The sequence below is a fragment of the Rathayibacter sp. AY1A5 genome (genome assembly GCF_002930875.1).
Classification (GTDB): Bacteria; Actinomycetota; Actinomycetes; order Actinomycetales; family Microbacteriaceae; genus Rathayibacter.
The window spans coordinates 132,386-153,071 of the sequence record NZ_PSTM01000003.1 but is presented as its reverse complement, the minus strand read 5'-3'; the positions used below and the strand labels follow the sequence as shown (position 1 = coordinate 153,071).

Here is a 20,686-nt window from a genome sequence, read left to right as displayed (position 1 = left end):
CTTGACAGCGACCGCGGGGCCGCACGGTCAGCGCGAGAGCGACCCCAGACGGTCCCCCGCCTTCTCCGCGGCCTTCGCGGCCCGCCTGGCGCGGTGCCGCTCCTCGGCGGCGACGACCCCCAGCGCGAAGGCTCCCTCCCCGCTGCGATCGGCCTCCTCCAGGATCAGCGCACGGGCGGCGAGCGCGTCGCGCTCCTCCCCCAGGGCGTCGGCGAGGTCCTCTCCCGCCTCGGCGAGCGAGCGGCGCCGGGCGCCGACGGCCTCGGGGACGACCGCCCGCCACGCCTCCACGGTGTAGCGGAGCCGCTTCGCCGCCTTCCGCAGGTCGTGACGAGCCTCGAGCGAGCCGCCGGCCGCTGCGGAGCCCGCCGCGGAGATGCGCGCGAGGTCCTTCGCGACGGAGCGGCGCACCAGCGCCGTCGCGCTCGAGCCCGCCCGCGCGGTGCGGGGCGGATCCGCGAGCAGGGCGTCGAGCGAGGCGAGGAGCGCGAGGTAGCGGCCGCCGCGCAGAGTGCGGTCGACGCGGCGCAGCGCCGAGGCGTGCCGGTGCTCGATCTCCTCCAGCAGGGCGGTGGGGGTGCTCGGGGCGCCCTCGACGGCCGCCAGGGAGGTGCGGAACCGCTCGGCGAGCACCTCCTGGTCGCGGGCCGCGCCGAGGACCCCTCCCAGCCAGCGCAGCTCGTCCCGCACGGGGTCGGTCGCCGCACGGTCGAGCACGGAGCGGGAGGCGGCGAGGACGGACCGGAGCCGGCGCGCGAGCACGCGCATCCGGTGCAGGGCGTCGTCGGCCTCGAGGCGCACCCGCGGGTCGACGGCGCGCAGCTCTCGCAGGAGCGAGCGGACCGCGGCGAGCGCCGCCTCCCCGCCGTTCCGCGGATCCGGGACCGTCTCCTCGATCGGGCCGCCGGTGGCCCGGGCGAGCTTGGAGGCGCTGGCGGCCGGGCGGGCGCCCGCGGCGAGGAGGCGCTGCTCGATCGCGTCGAGGACCCGCTCGCCCTCGTCGCCCGGGACGTCGACGAGCTCGACCTCCCACTCCCTCCAGCGCCGCTCGCGGCCGGTGCGCTGGTCGCGCGCGGTCACCAGGTCGTCGGCGATCTCGGCGAGCTCCCGCCCGTGGGAGTCGAGGGCGCGGGTGATCGAGCGGACCGTCTCGAGCAGCGCCAGCGGCTCGAGCGGCGCGCGCCCCACCTGCCCGAGCACCGGCTCGCGGACGGCGGACGGGACCGTGCGCGAGGCCGTGAGCTCCGCGTGGATCTCGGTGCGGCCGGAGGAGCCGGGCAGCTTGACGTGCCAGCCCTGGTCGGATCCGCCCTCGCGGCGGCGCAGCGTGATCCGCGCCCGGGACAGAGCGCGCTCGGCGGTGTCGAAGTACTCGGCGCGGAGGGTCACCGGCTCCTCCGTGCGGACGCTCGCGACGCTCGCGGTGCCGGACAGGTCGGGCAGCCGGGTGCCCGCGTCGACGTCGTACTTGCGCTCGACCTCGGTCTGCACTCTCCGCGCACCGCCCGCCCGGGACGTCGCCGACTCGTTCTCCGCACCGCTGGCCATGCTCCATTGTGATCACGCCCGGCGCCGCTGCGGCACCCCGGGCGGCCAGGGGCGCCCTCGCCCTAGGGTGGAGCGATGACCGCGCCCGTTCCGCCCGTCGCCCGCCGCGTCCCCCTCGAGCGCCGCCACCACGGCGACGTGGTGGTCGACCACTACGAGTGGCTGCGCGAGAAGGAGAGCCCCGAGGTGATCGCGCACCTCGAGGCCGAGAACGCGTACACCGAGGCGGTGCTGGCTCCTCTCGCCCCGCTGCGCGAGCGCCTGTTCGAGGAGATCCGCTCGCGGACGAAGGAGACCGACCTCTCGGTCCCCGTCCGGGAGGGCTCCTGGTGGTACTTCTCGCGCTCCTACGAGGGCCGCCAGTACGCCGTGCACTGCCGGGCGCCGATGAGCGGGCCGGACGACTGGACGCCGCCGTCGATCGCCGAGGGCGGCCCGCTCGAGGGCGAGCAGGTCGTCCTGGACGGCAACGCGGAGGCGGAGGGACACGACTTCTTCTCGCTCGGCAGCTTCGACGTCTCGGCGGACGGCCGACGGCTGCTCTTCGGCACCGACGTCGAGGGCGACGAGCGCTACACCCTCCGCATCCGCGACCTCGAGACCGGCGAGGACCTGCCGGACGTCATCGAGGGGACCGGCGGCGGAGCGACCTTCGGCGCGGACGCGCGCTTCGTCTTCTACCCGACCGTCGACGAGTCCTGGCGCCCCGACACGATCTGGCGGCACGAGGTCGGCGCCGGGACTCCGGACGAGGTCGTCTTCGCCGAGCCCGACGAGCGCTACTGGATCGGCGTGGGCCTCACCCGCAGCCGCCGCTTCCTCGTCATCGAGATCGGGAGCAAGATCACGAGCGAGTGCCTGCTGCTGGACGCGTCCGACCCGACCGGCTCCTTCCGCTCGGTGTGGCCGCGCCGCGAGGGCGTGGAGTACGAGGTCGAGCACGCCGTCGTCGACGGGCGCGACCGCCTGCTGATCGTGCACAACGACGGCGCCCTCGACTTCGAGATCGTCGAGGAGCCGGCCGACCTGTCGCTCGACGCCGACGCCCGGGCCCGCGAGCGCCGCGTGGTGGTGCCGCACCGCGAGGGTCGCCGGATCGAGGGCGTCGACGCCTTCGCCGGGCACGTCGTCGTCTCGTACCGCGCCGACGGAGCCACCCGGCTCGGGCTCCTCCGCGAGGACGGCGCCGGAGCGCGGCTCGAGGAGATCGTCTTCGACGAGCCGCTCTACGACGCGGGCCTGGCGGGGAACCCGGAGTGGGAGCAGCCCTCCCTCCGCCTCGCCTACACCTCGTTCGTCACCCCCTCGACCGTGCTCGCGCTCGACGTCGCGACGGGCGAGCGCACGGTGCTCAAGCAGCAGCCGGTGCTCGGCGACTACGACCCCGCGCTCTACGTGCAGAGGAGGGAGTGGGCCGTGGCGGAGGACGGCACGCGGGTGCCGCTCTCGCTCGTCTGGCGCCGCGACGCCGCCGATCCGGACTCGGCCCCCGCGCCGCTCCTCCTCTACGGCTACGGCTCGTACGAGGCGAGCATCGACCCGGGCTTCTCGATCGCGCGCCTCTCGCTGCTCGACCGCGGCGTCGTCTTCGCCGTCGCGCACGTCCGCGGCGGCGGGGAGATGGGCCGCTCCTGGTACGAGAACGGGAAGACGCTGGCGAAGCGGACGACCTTCACCGACTTCGTCTCCGCGGCGCGGCACCTGGTCGACGCGGGCTTCACCACTCCGGACCGCCTGGTCGCGCAGGGAGGGTCGGCCGGCGGCCTGCTGATGGGCGCGGTCGCGAACCTCGCCCCGGAGGCGTTCGCCGGCGTCCTCGCGCAGGTCCCGTTCGTCGACGCGCTCACCTCGATCCTCGACCCGTCGCTGCCGCTCACGGTGATCGAGTGGGACGAGTGGGGCGACCCGCTGCACGACGCCGAGGTGTACGCCTACATGAAGTCGTACTCGCCCTACGAGAACGTCCGCGAGGGCGTGCAGTACCCCCGGATCCTCGCGACGACGAGCCTCAACGACACCCGGGTGCTGTACGTGGAGCCGGCGAAGTGGGTGGCCAGGCTCCGCGAGGTCGGCACTCCCGCGCTGCTGCGCACCGAGATGACCGCGGGACACGGCGGAGTGAGCGGACGCTACGAGCGCTGGCGCGAGATCGCGTTCGAGTACGCCTGGACGCTGGACGTGCTCGAGCTGGCCTGAGCGCCCCGCCGCAAGCCCCTCCGCCCGTCGTCCGCGGCCAGTAGGGTTCGGGGTGCCGACGGAGGGAAGACCATGAGCGCAGGCCTGTCGATCGACCGCATCGCCGCATGGGTGGCGGACCAGAGGTGGTACGCGAGCAAGGGGCGGCGCCCCGAGCTGGAGGTCCGCGGCGCCTGGTCGCTGCACCCCGGAGAGGCGGAGGTGGTGGACCACCTCTTCATCGACCGGGCAGGCACCAGCCCGGTGCTGTACCAGGTGCCGGTGACCGTCCACGCGGCTCCGGTGCCCGGGCTCGAGGACGCCCTCGTCTACTCCGACGACTCGCACTACGTGTACGACGCTCCGCGCGACCCGGTGTTCGCCCGCGCCCTGCTCGGGATGATCGCCGACGGCGGCCGCTCCGACGAGGACGGCGCTCAGGGCGGCGCCCGCGCCGAGGGCCACCGGCAGCCGGGTGCCGCGATCGGGGCGTTCGCGTCCTCGAAGGTGCTCAGCGGCGAGCAGTCGAACACCTCGGTGATCGTCCGCACCACCGCCGACGACGGATCCGACGCGACCCCGGTGATCGTCAAGGTCTTCCGCGCCCTCCACCACGGCGACAACCCGGACGTGACGGTGCAGTCGGCGCTCAACGCCGCCGGGAGCGCCCTCGTCCCGCCCGTGATCGGCAACGTGACCGGCGAGTGGGACGACGAGGGCGAGGAGACGGGCCGCGCCTTCGGGCACCTCGCCTTCGCGCAGGAGTTCCTCCCCGGGGTCCAGGACGCGTGGCGCGTCGCCCTCGAGGCGGTCGCCGCCGACTCCGACTTCACCGGACCCGCCCGCGAGCTGGGCCGCGCCACCGCCGAGGTGCACGCGACGCTGGCGGAGGTCATGCCGACCGAGGACACCACGTCCGAGGTCGTCGAGCGGATGGTCGCGGCCATGCGCCGTCGCCTGCGCATCGCCTCGGCCGAGGTCCCCGTGATCGCCGAGGACTCGGAGGCGATCGAGGCCGTGTTCCGCGCCGCCGAGACCGCGCCGTGGCCGAGGCTCCAGCGCATCCACGGCGACTACCACCTCGGGCAGGTCCTGTCCGTGCCCGATCGCGGCTGGGTGCTCCTCGACTTCGAGGGCGAGCCGCTGCGGCCCATGCACGAGCGCCGTCTTCCCGACGTGGCGCTGCGCGACGTGGCGGGGATGCTGCGCTCCTTCGACTACGCGGCGGGTGCGCACGAGCAGGCCGAGCCGGGCGCCTCGAGGGCGGCGTGGGCGGCGGCGAGCCGTGCCGCGTTCCTCGAGGGCTACGCCGAGCAGGCGGGCGACGCGGTCACCGCGCACCGGGCGGTGCTCGACGCGTTCGAGCTCGACAAGGCCGTCTACGAGGCGATCTACGAGGCGCGCAACCGGCCGGAGTGGCTGTCGATCCCGGTCGCCGCGGTGCAGCGCCTCGCCGGACGCTCGTAGGGTGGCAGGCATGAGCGACGACACCGACGACAAGAAGCCCCTGGACCCGCTGAGCGACTTCAGCATCCCGGGCGACACCGATCTGCACACGACCGGCGATGCCTCGGGCGCGGACGGCGACGAGGTCGCGGAGCCCGAGCGGACGAGGACTGAGCCGCCTGCTCTGCGGGGCCGGCCGTCGGCTCCGCGGAGCCGACGGCCGGCCTAGCGCAGCGGGGCGAGCGGCTCGACCGCCGGCCCCTCCAGCACCGTCCCGTCGGCTGCGAAGCGGGAGCCGTGCAGCGGACAGTCCCAGCTGCGCTCCGAGTCGTTCCAGGTGACGATCCCGCCCAGGTGCGGGCACACCGCCGACACCGCGCAGCGCCGCCCCTCCACGGTGGAGACCGCGACGGGCTGCAGGCCGTCGCGGGCGAGCGAGCCCTGGCCCTCCGCCGGCACCACCCCGGCCGAGCGGGGCGCGCGGAGCGCTGCCGACCAGCCGCGGGCGTACCAGGCGCCCACCGCCAGCCCGGCGCCGAGCCCCTCCGCCATCACCCGCGGCAGCGTGGGCCGGCGGTGCAGCGTCCTCGCCCAGGCCGGCGTCGCGCCCTCGAGGTCGGCGACGAGCGTCAGCGCGGCCTGCACCGCGTTGGTCATCCCCCACTTGTCGTAGCCGGTCGCCAGGAAGATCCGTCCGCGGCCCCGCGGCAGCCAGCCCACGAACGGCACGCGGTGGAACGGCTCGTAGTCCTGGGCGCTCCACTGCGCGACCGGCTCCGCCCCCGGGAAGGACCGCCGCGTCCAGGCGACCAGGTCGTCCACCGCCTCCGAGGTGACGGGCCTGCGCCCCACCGGGTGGCCGTTGCCGCCGATCAGGAGGAGCCGCTCGCCGTCGCGCTCGGCGTCGCGCACCGAGCGGGACGGCTCGTCGACCGAGAGGTACATGCCGTCGGGGATCGGCGCGTCGGTGCGGAACGCGACCGCGTACGAGCGCAGCGCGGCGATCTTGGCGAAGTAGAGGCCGCGGTCGAGGATCGGCGCCCCCGTGAGCAGGTAGGCCCGGTCCCCGGTCACCGGGCCCGCGCTGGTGCGGACCCGGACGGGAGCGGTCGCTCGCATCCCGAGGGCCCGGACGCCCTGCACCAGGCTGCCCCCGGCGGCGCGGAAGTCGGCGGCGAGCGCGGTGAGGACGTCCATCGGGTCGAACTGGGCCTGGTCGTCGAGGGTGACGGCCGCCGTGCTGGGGAACGGCACGTCGAGCTCGCCGACGAGGCGGGTCGCGAGGCCGAAGCGGCGCGCGGTCGCGTGCTCCTTCAGGACGGCGTCCACGCCCTCGGGCGTCTGCGCGTAGCTGTAGGCGGTGCGCCTCTGCACCGGCACGCCCGCGCCCTCGCAGTAGTCGAGCAGCCAGCGGAAGCCCGCGAGGTTCGCCGCGACGTAGGCCTCGGTCACCGCGGGGATGTTGCGCTCCGAGATCCGGGAGAGGTGCGCTCCCTGCAGGAGGCTGAGCTTCGCCGTCGTGTTCCCGGTCGTGACGGCGCCGACCTCCCGCGCCTCCAGCACCAGCACGCGCCGGCCGGTCCGCTGCAGGAGGAGCGCGGTGACCAGCCCGGTGAGCCCGGCGCCGACCACGACGTCGTCGTAGTGCGCGCCCGGGACGAACTCGTCGGAGGGGATCGGAGCCGCGCCCGCCCGCCAGAGGGAGCGGGGCCGCGGGGCCGTCGTGGTCGTGTCCTCCGGAGTCATCGGGAGTCCCTCCGTTCAGGGGCCGGACGGCCCGCGAGCGACGCTACGCGGAGCCTCCGGGACCGTCACGGTGTTGACACGTCGCGGGACGCGGGCTCAGAGCCAGCCCCACCGCTTGAAGAGCCGGTGCAGCACCACGCTCGAGGCGAGCATCGCCGCGAGCGCCGCCGGGTACCCCCACGCCACGTGCAGCTCGGGCATCACGTCGAAGTTCATGCCGTAGATGCTCGAGATCATGGTCGGCGCGAAGAAGATGGCCGCCCAGGCGGAGATCCGCTTGACCTCGTCGTTCTGCTGGTTGCCCACCTCCGCGAGCTTCTTCATGTCCTCGTTCTGGCGCTGGGCGACGAGGGTCGCGTTCACCGCCAGGATCTCCCGCAGCGTGGTGCGGAAGCCGTCGACCCGCTCGGTGACGAGCGCGACGTGGTCGGCGACGTCGCGGATGTAGCGGCGCAGCTCCACATCCGACTGGAACACCTCGAAGTCGGTGACGAGCCGCCCGAGCATGCCGGTCAGCGGAGCGACCGCACGCTGGAAGTCCAGCACCTCCTGGCTGAGCTCGTAGATGCGTCGGGACACCGCCGGGTCGCCCTCGAAGACCTGCGCCTCGATCTCGTCGATGTCGTTCTCGAGACCGGCGACGACGGGCGAGTACTGATCCACGACGGCGTCGAGGATCGCGTACAGCACGGCGACCGGGCCGACGCGCAGCAGCTCCGGATCGGCCTCCATCCGCCGCCGCACCAGCGAGAGGTCGGGCTTCTCGGAGTGGCGGACCGTGACGACGAAGTTCGACCCCACGAACAGGTGGAGCTCGCCGAAGTCGACCTCCTCGCGCTGGTCGGAGTAGCTGGCGGCGCGCAGCACCACGAACATGTCGCTGCCGTACCGCTCGAGCTTGGGCCTCTGGTGCGCGCTGATCGCGTCCTCGAGGGCGAGCGGGTGCATCGAGAACTCGTCCTCGAGCGCGGCGAGCTCGGCCGCGTTCGGCCGGTACAGCCCGATCCACGCCATCGCGTCGGGCAGCTTCTGCAGGGCGGCGAGCGCCTCCGGGATGCTGCCGGGTGAGACGACCCGGCGGCCGTCCTGGTAGATCGCGTTGTCGACCGTGCTGGTGCGGGCCGGCTCGTCGTCCGGGCGCAGACGCTGGATGGGAGCGGTGTCCTCGGCGGCGGCGCGGGTGCGCGAGCCCAGACCCAGGATCGTCGCGGGGACGCGGGGCAGCTTCACGACCATCTCCTCTGCTCGACCGACGCCCTATTGTGCACCTCCCGGTGAACGGGAGGTGTCCGCTGCGCCGCCGGTGTCGGAGGGCCTCACTAGCCTGGAGTCGCTCCCCCGGACGACGCAGAGGAAGGACGACCGTGAAGCTGCTGCACACCTCGGACTGGCACATCGGCCGCACCTTCCACGGGCACTCCACGACGGCGGCGCTCGCGACCGTGCTCGAGGCCCTGGTCGAGACGGTGCGGGCCGAGCGCGTGGACGCGGTGCTGATCGCCGGCGACGTCTTCGACTCCGCCGTGCCCGCCGCGGAGCACTACACCCTCCTCACCCGCACGCTCGAGGCGATCCGCGCGGCCGGCGCCGAGGTCGTCCTCACCAGCGGCAACCACGACTCCCCCGCCCGGCTCGGCTTCCAGGCGGGGCTCCTTCGCGGAGCGGGCGTCCACGTCCTCACCGACCCCGAGGCGTACGCCGAGCCGGTCGTGCTGCGCGACGCGTCCGGGCTCGAGGTCGGCGTCCACGGCATCCCCTTCCTCGAGCCCGCCCTCTACCGCCACCGGCACCCGGAGGAGCAGCTGCGCCGCCACGAGGACGTGCTCGCCTTCGCGATGGCGCGGGTGCGCGCCGCCGCCGAGGCGGCGGGCCGTCCCTGGGTCGTGCTCGCGCACTGCTTCGCGGTCGGAGCCCCGGCCGCGGTCCTCGAGCGCGACATCACGGCGGGCGGGCTCGACTACGTCTCGGTCGAGCACTTCGCCGCGGCCGACTACGCGGCGCTCGGGCACATCCACGGACGCGCCGAGCTGCTGCCGGGCGTGCGCTACTCCGGAGCGCCGCTGCACTACTCGTTCGGCGAGGCGTCGAAGCCGCGCGGCGCCTGGCTGGTGACGATCGGGCCCGAGGGGCTCGAGGGCGTCGAGTGGTCGCCGCTCCCCGTGCCGAGGAGGCTCAGCGTGATCGAGGGCGAGCTCGAGCAGCTGCTGCGCGATCCCTCCCTGGCCGAGGTGGAGGGCGACTGGGTCTCGGCGGTGCTCACCGATCCCGTGCGCCCGCTCGACGCGATGGCGCGCCTGCAGTCGCGCTTCCCCGGCTGCGCCACGCTCGAGCACCGGCCCCCGCACGCCGCGGCCGAGCCGCGCGCGTACGCCGAGCGGATCCGCGGGCGGAGCGACGTGGAGGTCGTCGACGACTTCCTCGCCCACGTCCGCGGCGGTCACGGCGCCACGGAGACCGAGCGCGCCCTCACCCTCGACGCGCTCGCGGCCGTCGAGGCCGAGGCTCTGCGGTGAGGATCCGCCGACTCGCCTTCGCCGGACTCGGACCGTTCCGCGCCGAGCAGTGCGTCGACTTCGACCGGCTCGAGGACGTGGGCGTGTACCTCATCGCCGGGCGCACCGGAGCGGGCAAGTCGACGATCCTCGACGCGATCGCGTTCGCGCTCTACGGCTCGGTCCCCCGCTTCGACGGCACCGCCTCGCGCCTCCGGAGCGACCACAGCGGCCCCGAGGACGAGACCTTCGCCGAGCTCGACTTCGAGGCGGCGGGGCGCGTCTACCGCGTCCGGCGCTCGCCCGAGTACGAGCGGCCGAAACGGCGCGGCACCGGCACCACGACCCAGCCGGCGAAGGTCGAGCTGCTGGAGCAGGTCGACGGCGCCTGGGTAGGGCTCTCGTCGAGCGCGAAGGAGGTGGGCGCCGACATCGGCCGGATCGTCGGCCTGACGAAGGACCAGTTCCTCCAGGTGATCCTGCTGGCGCAGAACCGCTTCCACGAGTTCCTGCTCGCGAAGAACGACGACCGGCAGCGGCTCCTGCGCACGCTCTTCGCGACCGAGCGCTTCGATCTGCTCCGCCGCCGCCTGCTCGAGCAGCGCGACGCGAGCGCCGTCGGGCTCGAGGAGGAGCGCGCGGCCGTGACGGCGCTCGCGGACGAGGCCGTCCGGCTCCTCGATGACGGAGCCGAGCCGCCTCTGCCGGACGCCGCCTGGTTCGCCGGGCTGCCGGCGCGGCTCGCCGCTCCGCTCGAGGCGGCCCGGGCCGGCTCCGCCGCGGCCGACGCGGCGCACGAGGCCGCGGGCACCGCTCTCGACGAGGCACGGCGCATCGCCCGGGGCCAGGAGCGGCGCCGGCGCGCCCTCATCGAGGCGGAGGAGCTCGTGGTCGCCGAGGCGCACGTCGAGCAGCAGCGGGCCGCGATCGAGCGCGCGCGCCGGGCCGACGGCGTGCTGCCGCTGCTCCGCTCCGCCCGGGCAGCCGCCGAGAAGGAGCGGGCCGCCCGGCAGCAGCGCGACCTCGCCGCCGACGCCTACGGGGACGCGTCCGGGGGCCCGGCCGCCGAGACGGCCGAACGGCTCGCCGCTGTCCTCGGCGCCCTCGCCGAGGCGCTGGCAGAGGAGCGCCGGCTCCCCGACGCGGAGCGCGTCACCGAGCGGTCCGCACGCGCCGAGCAGGCGGCGGCGACCGCGCTCGCGGGGATCGAGGCGGAGCTGCGCGAGCTGCCCGCCCGCGTCGACGCGCTCGCCGCCGAGGAGGAGTCCCTGGCCGGGGAGGCCGCCGCTGTCCCCACGCGCGTCGACGAGCTCGCCGCGCTCGAGCGGAGGATCGCCGCGGCCCTCGAGCGCGATCTCACTGCGGCGGGTCTGCAGCGGCTCCGCACGGCCTACGCCGACGCGGCGCGCGTCCACGGCGAGCGCGCCGCGGAGCAGGCCGCCCTGATCGCGCGCCGGTTCGCCGGGTTCGCCGGGGAGCTCGCCGAGCGGCTGGAGCCGGGCGAGCCCTGCCCCGTCTGCGGCTCGTGCGAGCACCCCCGCCCGGCCGAGCACGACGGCCCGACGACGGTCGGCACCGACGACCTCGACCGGGCCCGCGTCGCGGTGGAGCGCGCCGCCGCCGCCCTCGACGGCGCCCGCGAGCGCGAGGGAGCCGCGGCTCGGGCTCTCGCGGCGCTCGAGGAGCGTGTGGGCGAGGACGCGGATCCGGAGTCGCTCCGCCCGGCGCACGAGGAGCGGCTCGCCTCGGCGCGCCGCGCCGCCGCCCGCATGGAGGAGCTGCGGCGCGAGCGCACCCGGCTGCGCACCCGGATCGACGCTCTCACGACCGGACGGGACGCCGCTCGCGAGGAGCACCGCGCCCGCGCCGACGAGTCCGCCCTCGCCGCTGAAGCGCTGCGGCTGCTGCGGGAGCGCGTCGAGGCCTTCCGCGACGGCGCGACGAGCGTCGCCTCGCGGGTCGAGCAGCTGAGTGCCCAGCGCCGCCGTGCCGTCGCCCTGGTCGAGGCCGAGGAGGCGGCCGTCTCGCGGTCCGAGGCCGCCGCCGCCGCCCGGGAGGAGCTCGCCGAGGTCCTCGCCGAGCGCGGCTTCACGACCGCCGAGGAGGCCGAGTCGGCCGCGCTGGCCAGCGGGGACCGGGCACGGGCCGAGGCCGTCGTCGCCGAGCACGAGCGACGGCGGAGCGCGACGGAGGCGGTGCTGTCCGACCCGGAGCTCCGCGGACTGCCGGGCACGGCCGTCGACCTCGCCGCCGCCGAGGAGCGCTCGCGCGAGGCCTCCGCCCGTCGCGACGAGGCGCGAGCCGGCCTCTCCGTGCTCGAGCACCGCTCGGAGCGCCTGGCCGAGCTCACCGCGACGGCCGCGGGCCGCCTCGCCGTGCTGGGTGAGCGTCTCCACCGCCACGAGGAGCTGCGCGCGCTGGCCGAGACCGTCTCCGGCCGGGGGCAGAACACGCGCCGGATGGACCTCGAGGCCTTCGCCCTCGCCGGACGCCTGGAGGAGATCGTGACCGCGGCGAACCTCCGCCTCGACGCGATGACCAGCGGCCGCTACGCCCTCGCCCACGACGACTCGCTCGCCTACCGCGGTGCCGCCTCCGGCCTCGGGATCGACGTGCTCGACGCCTTCACCGGCGTCCGCCGGCAGCCCGCCTCGCTCTCCGGCGGCGAGACGTTCCTCGCCTCGCTCGCCCTCGCCCTCGGCCTCGCCGACGTGGTGACGGCGCAGTCCGGCGGCATCTCGCTCGAGACCATGTTCATCGACGAGGGCTTCGGCTCGCTCGACGCCGAGACGCTCGAGACGGCGCTCAGCACGCTCGACGAGCTGCGGTCGGGCGGTCGGACGATCGGCCTGATCAGCCACGTCGACGCGATGCGCGAGCGGCTGCCGATCGGCCTCCGCGTCGCGGTGGGGCCGCGCGGCGACTCGACGATCCTCACCGGCTGAGCGGCCGCTCCCGGGCGAAGGGGCGACGACGGCCCGCTCCCTCCTCTCGCACTGCAGCAGCGAGCGCGCCCGCGCCCGCTGCTAGGGTCGTGCGCAGTGACACGGGGTGCCCGCCAGGGCTGAGAGAAGACCCGTTGAACCTGATCTAGTTCGTACTAGCGAAGGGATGTCGCGAATGAGCATTCGCACGCCTGTCCACCCGACCCTCCCCGCCGACACGGCGCCCGACCCGGCGTCCGTGGGTCGCGATCTCGCCGAGCTCCGCGCCGCCGGGCCCCTGGTGCAGTGCATCACGAACGCGGTCGTCACCGGCTTCACCGCCAACAGCCTCCTGGCCCTCGGCGCCAGCCCGGCGATGTGCGACCTGCCCGGCGAGGCGGGCGTCTTCGCGGGCCTCGCCTCCGCGGTGCTCGTCAACCTCGGCACGCCCGGAGCGGAGCAGCGCGAGGGTGCTCGCGAGGCGGTCGCCGCGGCCGGACGCGCCGGCACCCCGTGGGTGCTCGATCCGGTCGCCGTGGGCCCGCTGCCCGTCCGCACCGCTCTGGCGGTGGAGCTGCTCGAGGCGCGGCCCGCGATCATCCGCGGCAACGCCTCCGAGATCCTCGCCCTCGCGGGAGCCGGTGCGGGCGGCCGCGGCGTGGACGCCGTCGACACCGCCGAGCAGGCGCTCGACTCCGCCCGCGTCCTCGCCCGCCGCACCGGAGGCGTGGTCGCCGTCTCGGGAGCGGTCGACCTCGTCACCGACGGCGAGCGGATCGTCCGGGTCACGGGGGGCCACCCGCTGCTGACCCGCGTGACCGGCGGCGGCTGCGCGCTCGGCGCCGTGATGGCGGCGTTCCTCGGCGCGGGCGCCCGCCCGCTCGACGCGGCCGTCAGCGCTTCCGCGGTCTGGGGCCTCGCCGCCGAGCGGGCCGCCGCCGCGAGCAGCGGTCCCGGATCCTTCGCCGTCGGCCTCATCGACGCCCTCGCTGCCCTCCAGCCGGCCGACGCCGAGGCCGGGGCGCGGATCGCATGAGACTCGACCTCTCGCTCTACCTCGTCACGGACACCGCCCAGTGCGGCCCGCGCGGCGTGCCCGCGGTGGTCGCCGCCGCCGTCCGGGGCGGAGTCACGACCGTGCAGATCCGCGATCACGACGCCCCCGCCGCCGAGCTCGTCGCCCTGACCCGGGCCGTCGCCGCCGTCCTCGACGAGCGCACGACCCTGCTGGTCGACGACCGCGTCGACGTCGCCCTCGCCGCCCGCCTCGCGGGCGCCCGCGTCCACGGCGTCCACCTCGGGCAGTCCGACCTCCCCGTCACCGCCGCCCGCTCGCTGCTCGGACCCGACGCGGTGATCGGGCTCACCGCGAACACCCCCGAGCACCTCGCCGCCGTCCGCGCCCTGCCCGCGGGGACGGTCGACTACCTCGGCGTCGGCGTCATCCGGCCCACCGCGACCAAGCCCGACCACCCCGCTCCCCTCGGTGTCGACGGGTTCGCCGCCCTCGCCGCGGCCACGGCGCTGCCCTGCGTCGCCATCGGCGGAGTCGGAGCCGCGGACGCGGTGCCACTCCGCCTCGCCGGTGCGGCCGGCCTCGCGGTCGTGTCGGCGCTCTGCACGGCCGCCGACCCCGCGGCGGCCGCCCGCCTGATCCGAGCGGAGTGGGACCGGTGACCGCCGGCGCCCGCGTCCCCCGTGTCCTCAGCATCGCCGGCACCGATCCGACCGGCGGTGCCGGCGTCCAGGCCGACCTCAAGTCGATCGGCGCGCTCGGCGGCTACGGCATGGCGGTCGTCACCGCGCTCGTCTCGCAGAACACGCACGGGGTCCGCTCCGTGCACCTGCCGCCCGCCGCGTTCCTCCGCGAGCAGCTCGACGCGGTGAGCGATGACGTCACGATCGACGCGGTGAAGATCGGGATGCTCGCCACGGCCGAGTACGCCGGAGTCGTCGCCGAGTGGCTCGATGAGGTCCGCCCGCCCGTCGTGGTCGTGGATCCGGTGATGGTCGCGACCAGCGGTCACCGGCTGCTCGCTCCCGAGGCGGAGGACGCCGTGCGCGACCTGCTCCGCCGCGCCGACCTGGTGACGCCGAACCTCCCCGAGCTGGGCGTGCTGGCCGGAGAGCCGACCGCCTCCGACTGGCCGGCCGCGCTCGCGCAGGGGGCGATGCTCGCCCGCGCCCTCGACGCCGCCGTGCTGGTGAAGGGCGGCCACCTCGACGGCCCCGCCACCCCGGACGCGATCGTCACCCCCGACGGCCTCGTGCGCGAGGTCCCCGGCGAGCGCGTCGCCACCTCGAACACGCACGGCACCGGGTGCTCGCTCTCGTCCGCGATGGCGACGCTCCTGGCCGGGCGCGACGCCTCCTCCGACGCCCTGGTCGAGGCGCTGACGGAGGCCAAGGAGTGGCTGACCGGCGCCCTGCGCGCCGCCGATGCTCTCGAGGTCGGCTCCGGCAACGGCCCGATCGACCACTTCCACCGGCAACGTCCTCCGGCGTTCTGCGCGGACGTCTGGGAGCGGACGCGGACCCTCCGCGACGAGATCGACGCGCTCCCGTTCGTGCGGGCCCTCGGCGACGGCTCCCTCGGGCGGGAGGACTTCGAGTGGTACCTCGAGCAGGACGCTCTCTACCTCACCGAGTACGCCCGCGTCCTGGCCGTGGCGGCGCAGCGCGCGCCGACCACCGCCGAGCAGGTCTTCTGGGCCGAGGGCTCGGCGTCCGCCCTCGCGGCGGAGGCGCAGCTGCACCGCGACCGGCTCGGGACCCGGGACGCGGCTCCCGCGCCCGTGACCCGCGGCTACACCGACCACCTGCTCGCGGTCGCCGCGGGCGGCGGCTACGGCGAGATCGTCGCCGCCCTGCTCCCCTGCTTCTGGCTCTACGCCGACGTCGGGTCGCGCCTCGCCGCCTCCGGGCACCCCGAGCACCCCTACGCGGACTGGCTGCTCACCTACGGCGACCCGGTCTTCGCGACGGCCACCGAGCGGGCGATCGAGTTCACGGAGCAGGCCGCCCGCGACGCCTCACCGAGGGAGCGCGCCGCGATGAGGGACGCGTTCCTGCGGTCGAGTTCGTTCGAGAAGGACTTCTTCGCCGCACCGCTCGCCCGGACCGGCTGAGCTCTCAGCCGGCCCGGCCGGGTGCGCTCAGCCGGCCCGGCCGGGTGCGCTCAGCCGATCGCCTCGCGCAGGACGTGCATGAGGGCGTCCAGCTGCACCGTGTCGGCCGAGGCCGTCTCGGCGTCCGCGCCGTCGAGCGCCCGGGCGGCGAGACCGGCCTTGGCGTCGATGAGCTCCGCGATCTTCGCGTCGATCGTGTGCGCCGCGATGATCCTCCACGCCGTCACCGGCTCCTCCTGGCCGATGCGGTGCACGCGGTCGATCGCCTGCGTCTGCTCGGCCGAGGTCCACGACAGCTCGGCGAGCACCACGTTGGAGGACGCCTGCAGGTTCACGCCGACTCCCGCCGCGGTGAGCGAGCAGACGGCGACAGAGACGTCCGGGTCCTCGTTGAAGGCGTCGATCTGCGTCTGGCGGAACGCCGCGGTCTGGTCGCCGCGGATGGAGACGGACGTCAGCTCGCGCTTCTCGAAGGTGTCCTCCGCCTGGTCCATCACGTCGATGTGCTTCGCGAAGAAGACGACCTTGCCCACCGAGCGGGCCAGCTGCGAGGCGTAGTCGGCGGCCAGCGCCGCCTTGGCCTGGCCGATCCGGCGCACCATGGTGAAGACGTTCTCGCCGGTCTTGGCCGACTTCGACTCCTCGAGCTCGCTCTGCGCCACGATGCGGATGAACCGCTCGCGCTCGTCGTCGTCGAGCTCGTGCGTGATCGAGGAGGTGACCGCCCTGAAGCGCTGCAGCATGCGGGCGCCGAGCTCGCGCTCGGCCTTCTGGATGGAGCGGCCGAGGTCGTCGTCCAGCTCGACGGGCAGATCGACGATCCGCTTCGACGGCAGGTCGGCGGCGACGTCGATCTTCTTGCGCCGGACGATGCCGAGGTCGATCACGGCCTCGCGCGCCTCCGGGTAGAAGCCCGTGTCGGCGGGGGTGAGGCCCGTCTCCTCGAGGCGGCCCATCAGCTCCGGTCCCGGCTTGGTCTCGTCGATCCAGCCGAGGAAGCGCCAGATGGCGCGGAAGTCGTCGACGTCGTTGATCAGCGGGGTGCCGGTCAGCGCGATCATCAGCGGATCGTGCCCCGGAGTGGTCTCGCGGATCCTCGACGCCAGCGCGAGCACGCTCTGCGAGCGCTGCGAGCGGAGGTTCTTGATGAAGTGCGCCTCGTCGACGACCATGCCGCGGAAGCCCAGGCTCCCGAGCCAGCCGATGTGCCGGTCGAGGATGTCGTAGTTGACGATGACCACGTCGGCGAACGCGTCGAGCGTGCCGCCGTCTCCGTGGATGACCGTGGCGCGCCGCTGCGGCGTCCAGTGCTCGACCTCGCGCGCCCAGTTCATCTTGACCACGTTCGGCACCACCGCGAGCAGCGGGTACGCCCCGACCACCGAGGCGGCCAGGAGGCTCTGCGCGGTCTTGCCCAGACCCGGCTCGTCGGCGAGCAGGAAGCTGCGGTGCCCCTCGCGGGCGCTCTCGATGAAGCGCGCCTGGTGCGGCATCAGCTCGAGGCCGCGCGGCGAGACCCGGTCGAGCTTCGGCGGCTCCGGGAGCTCCATGCTCGCGGCCCGTCCGCCCGCTCCGTACTCGAACGCCTTGAAGAGCGGCCCGAGCAGCTCCCAGTCGTCGAGCCTGCGGCGCGGCGCCGGAGCCGAGGCCTCGGCGATCGAGAAGTCCGGCGGGAGGAAGGGGTTCGCCAGCTGGCGGGCGCGCACCGACTGCGGCACGACCTGGTTGACCGGCACCTCGGGCTTGGGCTCCGGCTCGGTCACGATGAGCAGCTCGTCGGGGCTGAGCTCCGCGCCCGCCTCGAGCAGCCAGTCGCGGCGGAGCTTCTGCGCGGCCGCCGTGACGCCGGCCTCCGATTCGAGCAGCGCGATCAGGCTGGTGTCGCGGGCGGCCGTCTTGGCCAGGATCGTGGCGATGCCGTCGAGGCGCTTCATCTCCTCGGCGCGCTGCGCGTCGCTGAGCGAGGGATCGACCTTGACCCGCTTGCGCTCCTCGCGCATCAGGAGGGCGATAACCAGGAACTTCGTCCGGTTGGTCGGCCCGACCTTGCCGGTCTGGGCCTTCGCCTCCACCTCGCGGACGCGGCGGGCGAGGATCGGGATGATCCCCGCGTTGTCCACGCCGCGCGAACGCGATCGGGGTCGGCTCCCGGCGGCGTTCGACGCTCGTCGCGTCTGACCGGACTGACGCTGGCCGCTGCGAGCCATGCTCCTCCTCGATGTGTGACGGGGGGCGGAGGAAGGGTTCCCGCGCGCTGCCGTCGCCGTGCATCCGCCGGATCGCCTCCGGGGAGGCGTCGGGCGTCGGTGCATCCGGTGGCCGTCGAGAGCTCCGAGCAACGGGTCTGGGACCCGGTCGCAGCATCCCCGGCGTGCGGGTGCGGCGCCAGTCTACTCCTCGGGGCGGTCCGGTCGGCGCTCAGACGCGCGGACGGTCGCGCTCGTCGTCATTCCGGGGTCGGGACGCGGATGACGAGGCCCGCCGCCACGAAGACGCCGACCGCGGCGAGGCTCAGCGAGGACCAGATCGCGTCCGGGAACGCGAACGGCAGCACCGGGTTCCACAGCACGAGCACCGGGACGAGCCCGATCAGCCAGAGGAGTGCGCGCGCCTGGATCGCGAACCAGCCGATGACCGCCGCGAGGATCGCGACCGGGTAGCGGATGAAGTCGTAGGCATCGGAGCCGACGAGGGCGAGCCCGGCCAGCAGCACGATCGCGCCGAGGATCCCGGGCGCGAGCGCCATGCGGGCGCGGTCGCGCGAGGGGTAGCGGGCGGCGGTCGCGCGGGACGGCTTGCGGGTGCTCACCCCTCGATCGTAGGCGCGCGCATACCCCGCCCGGGTACCGCCCGCGGCGCGTAGGCTGGAGGAGTGATCGAGGACCTCAAGAAGCGCTCGCTGCACCGTGCCCGGATCCTGGGCGGCCAGATGCGCGGCCTCGAGCGGATGATCGAGAACGAGGACTACTGCGTCGACATCGTCACGCAGTCCCTCGCGATCCAGAAGTCGCTCGGCTCGCTCAACAAGCTCATCGTCGAGAACCACCTCCGCACGCACATCACCGCGATGTTCGAGGAGGGCGGAGACGCCCGCGAGGCGGCCATCGCCGAGCTCGTGAAGATCTTCGAGCTCTCCAACAACCGCTCGTGACCGCCGGCCTCGTCGCCGCGGCGCGGGTGCGCCCGCTGCTGCTCGACGGGGGCCTGGGCACGGAGCTGGAGGCGCAGGGCGCCGCGGTGGACTCCTCGCTCTGGAGCGCCCGGGTCCTGCTGGAGGAGCCCGGCCGGGTCGTCGCCGCGCACCGCGCCTTCGCCGAGGCGGGCGCCCGGGTCGCGGTGACCGCGAGCTACCAGGTGTCCGCGAGCGGATTCGCAGCCGCGGGGCTGGCCCCGGGCCTCGTCGAGCGCGCCCTCCAGGAGAGCGTCGACCTGGCCCGGCGCGCGCAGAGCGGCTGGGTCGCCGCCTCCGTCGGCCCTTTCGGTGCGAGCCTCGGCGACGGCTCCGAGTACCGCGGCGACGACGGCCTCACCGTCGGCGAGCTCGCCGCCTGGCACCGCCCGCGCCTGGAGACCCTGGCCGCGGCCGGGCCCGACCTGCTCGCCGTCGAGACCATCCCGTCGGTGCGGGAGGTGCGGGCCGTCGTGAAGGCCCTCGCGGGCTCCTCGGTCCCCGCCTGGATCTGCGTGAGCGGCCGTTCGGGCCGCACCGCGTCCGGCGAGCCCCTGGCCGAGGCGCTCGCCGTCGCCGCCGCCTCCGAGGAGGTCGTCGGCGTGGGAGTGAACTGCTGCCCGCCCGGCGACGTCGCCGAGGCGGTCCGCATCGCCCGCTCCGTCACCGGCAAGCTGGTCGTCGTGTACCCGAACAGCGGCGAGGAGTGGGACGCCGTCGAGCGTCGCTGGGCAGGCGACGCGGCCTTCGACCCCGTGCTGGTCGCCTCCTGGCGCGCGGCGGGAGCGGATCTGATCGGCGGCTGCTGCCGCGTGGGACCTGCGGCGATCGCTGCCCTCGGACGAAGCCTGGAGGAGGAGTCGTGACCACCCTGAGAGCCGTGCGCGGCGACCTCACCCGCAAGCACGTCGACGCGATCGTGAACGCGGCGAACTCGTCGCTCCTCGGCGGCGGCGGCGTCGACGGCGCGATCCACCGCGCGGGCGGACCGGAGATCCTCGCCGAGTGCCGCCGGCTCCGCGGGGCCGAGCTGCCGGACGGCCTGCCCGCCGGCTCCGCGGTCGCCACGACCGCCGGCCGCCTCCCCGCCCGCTGGGTCGTGCACACCGTCGGTCCCGTCCACTCGCGGTCGGAGGACCGCAGCGCTGTCCTCGCCTCGGCCTACCGCGAGTCGGTGCGCACCGCCGTCGGTCTCGGTGCGCGGACGCTCGCCTTCCCGGCCGTCTCGGCGGGCGTCTACGGCTGGCCGATGGACGACGCGGCGCGCATCGCGGTGGAGACGGTCCGCGAGGCGACCGCGGACGGCGCACTCGACGAGGTCCGGTTCGTCCTCTTCTCCGCGGACGCCCTCGCGGCCTTCGAGGCCGCCCTGGCCGCGGAATGACGGAAGGGGAGCCGACCCTGCGGTCGACTCCCCCTCCACGGTGCTGCGCTAGGCCGTCTTCGGCCGCGCGAACTCGTCGTAGGGCAGCGTGATCGGGCGGGTCCGCGGAGGCATCCGCACGACCGCCTCGAGCGCCGGGCCCAGTGCCTCGCGCCAGGCGCGGTAGCCGTCCTCGTTGAGGTGCAGGCCGTCCGGCGAGTACTGCTCGAGCAGTCCGCCGTCCTCGCCCGCGAGCACCGGCCACAGGTCGAGGTAGCCCGCGTGCGCCGTGGGCGCGAACTGCCACAGGTGGCGGTTGATCTCGCGGATCTGCGGCGCGAACTCGTGTCCGCGCGGCAGGACCGATGTCACCAGGATGCGCACGTCCGGGAGGTCGCGCCGGAACGTCGCGACGATCGTCTCGATGTTGCGCACGACGTGCTCCGTCGTGCGGTGCCAGGCGAGGTCGTTGGTGCCGATCAGCAGCACCACCGTGTCCGGCTCCTGCGCGACCAGCTCGGCGAGCCGCGCGACGACGTCCGCCGTGGTGGCCCCTCCGACTCCCTCGTCGACGACCGTCGACTCCGTCAGCCACTCGCCCCAGGCTCCCGCCTGGATGATGCTGTCCCCGATGAAGAGGACCTTCCCCAGCTGGAGTCCGCGCCCCGCGTCCGTGCTCGACCGTTCGCTCATCG

Annotated in this window: 17 protein-coding genes and 1 riboswitch; of the genes, 11 read left to right on the top strand and 6 right to left on the bottom strand. The window is 74.9% G+C overall.

Translation table 11 applies throughout. From position 1 onward, the window contains the following. Window positions 1–27: 27 nt before the first annotated feature. A complete protein-coding gene (locus C5B98_RS03120; protein ID WP_104223074.1) occupies window positions 28–1,548 on the bottom strand; it encodes a CYTH and CHAD domain-containing protein in 1,521 nt (506 codons plus the stop codon). Between the two features lie 75 nt (window positions 1,549–1,623). Between C5B98_RS03120 and C5B98_RS03115 the strand changes: the two genes are divergently transcribed. The 3 genes from C5B98_RS03115 (at window position 1,624) to C5B98_RS03105 (ending at window position 5,398) form a co-directional block, all read left to right on the top strand. Further along, window positions 1,624–3,744 (top strand): S9 family peptidase, encoded by a 2,121-nt coding sequence (locus C5B98_RS03115; protein ID WP_104327295.1) that lies wholly within the window; start codon window positions 1,624–1,626, stop codon window positions 3,742–3,744. A 72-nt stretch (window positions 3,745–3,816) separates the two neighbouring features. Next, window positions 3,817–5,190, top strand: a complete 1,374-nt coding sequence (locus C5B98_RS03110; RefSeq protein WP_104223072.1) for a phosphotransferase — start codon at window positions 3,817–3,819, stop codon at window positions 5,188–5,190. A 10-nt stretch (window positions 5,191–5,200) separates the two neighbouring features. Beyond that, complete coding sequence (locus C5B98_RS03105) at window positions 5,201–5,398, top strand: hypothetical protein (protein ID WP_146076877.1); 198 nt, start codon at window positions 5,201–5,203, stop codon at window positions 5,396–5,398. Here the strand turns inward: C5B98_RS03105 and C5B98_RS03100 are convergent. Both C5B98_RS03100 and C5B98_RS03095 read right to left on the bottom strand, forming a co-directional pair. After that, window positions 5,395–6,915: an FAD-dependent oxidoreductase gene (locus tag C5B98_RS03100; protein ID WP_104327293.1), complete on the bottom strand. Its 1,521-nt coding sequence runs from the start codon at window positions 6,913–6,915 to the stop codon at window positions 5,395–5,397. The two genes, C5B98_RS03105 and C5B98_RS03100, sit on opposite strands and share 4 nt — an antisense overlap. A gap of 96 nt (window positions 6,916–7,011) precedes the next feature. Next, complete coding sequence (locus C5B98_RS03095; protein WP_104223070.1) at window positions 7,012–8,151, bottom strand: magnesium and cobalt transport protein CorA; 1,140 nt, start codon at window positions 8,149–8,151, stop codon at window positions 7,012–7,014. A gap of 128 nt (window positions 8,152–8,279) precedes the next feature. Here C5B98_RS03095 and C5B98_RS03090 point away from each other — a divergent pair, with 128 nt between their 5' ends. The 5 genes from C5B98_RS03090 (at window position 8,280) to thiD (ending at window position 15,459) form a co-directional block, all read left to right on the top strand. Next, complete coding sequence (locus C5B98_RS03090) at window positions 8,280–9,428, top strand: exonuclease SbcCD subunit D (RefSeq protein WP_104223069.1); 1,149 nt, start codon at window positions 8,280–8,282, stop codon at window positions 9,426–9,428. Further along, window positions 9,425–12,352 carry an AAA family ATPase gene (locus C5B98_RS03085; RefSeq protein WP_104223068.1) on the top strand — a complete coding sequence of 976 codons (2,928 nt, stop codon included), beginning with the start codon at window positions 9,425–9,427 and terminating at the stop codon, window positions 12,350–12,352. The genes C5B98_RS03090 and C5B98_RS03085 overlap by 4 nt, the downstream gene beginning before the upstream one ends. Window positions 12,353–12,444: 92 nt before the next feature. Further along, a riboswitch (TPP riboswitch) is annotated at window positions 12,445–12,536 on the top strand. Next, window positions 12,528–13,367, top strand: a complete 840-nt coding sequence (gene thiM, locus C5B98_RS03080) for a hydroxyethylthiazole kinase (protein WP_104223067.1) — start codon at window positions 12,528–12,530, stop codon at window positions 13,365–13,367. It overlaps the preceding riboswitch by 9 nt. Further along, window positions 13,364–14,008, top strand: a complete 645-nt coding sequence (gene thiE / locus C5B98_RS03075; protein WP_104327292.1) for a thiamine phosphate synthase — start codon at window positions 13,364–13,366, stop codon at window positions 14,006–14,008. The genes thiM and thiE overlap by 4 nt, the downstream gene beginning before the upstream one ends. Beyond that, window positions 14,005–15,459, top strand: coding sequence for a bifunctional hydroxymethylpyrimidine kinase/phosphomethylpyrimidine kinase (thiD, locus tag C5B98_RS03070; RefSeq protein ID WP_104327291.1), 1,455 nt, complete (start codon window positions 14,005–14,007; stop codon window positions 15,457–15,459). The genes thiE and thiD overlap by 4 nt, the downstream gene beginning before the upstream one ends. A gap of 50 nt (window positions 15,460–15,509) precedes the next feature. Here thiD and C5B98_RS03065 read toward each other — a convergent pair whose 3' ends face one another. Next, window positions 15,510–17,666 carry a DEAD/DEAH box helicase gene (locus C5B98_RS03065; RefSeq protein ID WP_104327290.1) on the bottom strand — a complete coding sequence of 719 codons (2,157 nt, stop codon included), beginning with the start codon at window positions 17,664–17,666 and terminating at the stop codon, window positions 15,510–15,512. A gap of 239 nt (window positions 17,667–17,905) precedes the next feature. Continuing rightward, entirely contained in the window at window positions 17,906–18,268 is a 363-nt protein-coding gene (locus C5B98_RS03060; protein WP_244229446.1) for a DUF6804 family protein, read from the bottom strand. Window positions 18,269–18,331: 63 nt separating this feature from the next. Here C5B98_RS03060 and C5B98_RS03055 point away from each other — a divergent pair, with 63 nt between their 5' ends. The 3 genes from C5B98_RS03055 to C5B98_RS03045 are packed head-to-tail and all read left to right on the top strand — an operon-like array spanning window position 18,332 to window position 20,012. Next, window positions 18,332–18,610, top strand: a complete 279-nt coding sequence (locus tag C5B98_RS03055; protein ID WP_104223062.1) for a metal-sensitive transcriptional regulator — start codon at window positions 18,332–18,334, stop codon at window positions 18,608–18,610. Continuing rightward, complete coding sequence (gene mmuM / locus C5B98_RS03050; RefSeq protein WP_104327289.1) at window positions 18,607–19,494, top strand: homocysteine S-methyltransferase; 888 nt, start codon at window positions 18,607–18,609, stop codon at window positions 19,492–19,494. The genes C5B98_RS03055 and mmuM overlap by 4 nt, the downstream gene beginning before the upstream one ends. Beyond that, entirely contained in the window at window positions 19,491–20,012 is a 522-nt protein-coding gene (locus C5B98_RS03045; RefSeq protein ID WP_104327288.1) for an O-acetyl-ADP-ribose deacetylase, read from the top strand. Before mmuM ends, C5B98_RS03045 begins: the two co-directional genes overlap by 4 nt. Window positions 20,013–20,060: 48 nt before the next feature. On the opposite strand, the gene C5B98_RS03040 is transcribed toward C5B98_RS03045, so the two are convergent. Next, on the bottom strand, window positions 20,061–20,684 hold the full coding sequence (locus C5B98_RS03040; RefSeq protein ID WP_104225671.1) for a GDSL-type esterase/lipase family protein: 624 nt from the start codon (window positions 20,682–20,684) through the stop codon (window positions 20,061–20,063). Window positions 20,685–20,686: the final 2 nt, after the last annotated feature.

Bases quoted from the DNA above. Each gene is read 5' to 3' on its own strand.
- C5B98_RS03110 (WP_104223072.1), top strand. From the start codon at position 3,817: ATGAGCGCAGGCCTGTCGATCGACCGCATCGCCGCATGGGTGGCGGAC.
- C5B98_RS03115 (WP_104327295.1), top strand. From the start codon at position 1,624: ATGACCGCGCCCGTTCCGCCCGTCGCCCGCCGCGTCCCCCTCGAGCGC.
- C5B98_RS03065 (WP_104327290.1), bottom strand. From the start codon at position 17,666: ATGGCTCGCAGCGGCCAGCGTCAGTCCGGTCAGACGCGACGAGCGTCG.
- C5B98_RS03105 (WP_146076877.1), top strand. From the start codon at position 5,201: ATGAGCGACGACACCGACGACAAGAAGCCCCTGGACCCGCTGAGCGAC.
- C5B98_RS03040 (WP_104225671.1), bottom strand. From the start codon at position 20,684: ATGAGCGAACGGTCGAGCACGGACGCGGGGCGCGGACTCCAGCTGGGG.
- C5B98_RS03100 (WP_104327293.1), bottom strand. From the start codon at position 6,915: ATGACTCCGGAGGACACGACCACGACGGCCCCGCGGCCCCGCTCCCTC.
- thiE (WP_104327292.1), top strand. From the start codon at position 13,364: ATGAGACTCGACCTCTCGCTCTACCTCGTCACGGACACCGCCCAGTGC.
- C5B98_RS03120 (WP_104223074.1), bottom strand. From the start codon at position 1,548: ATGGCCAGCGGTGCGGAGAACGAGTCGGCGACGTCCCGGGCGGGCGGT.
- C5B98_RS03095 (WP_104223070.1), bottom strand. From the start codon at position 8,151: ATGGTCGTGAAGCTGCCCCGCGTCCCCGCGACGATCCTGGGTCTGGGC.
- thiM (WP_104223067.1), top strand. From the start codon at position 12,528: ATGAGCATTCGCACGCCTGTCCACCCGACCCTCCCCGCCGACACGGCG.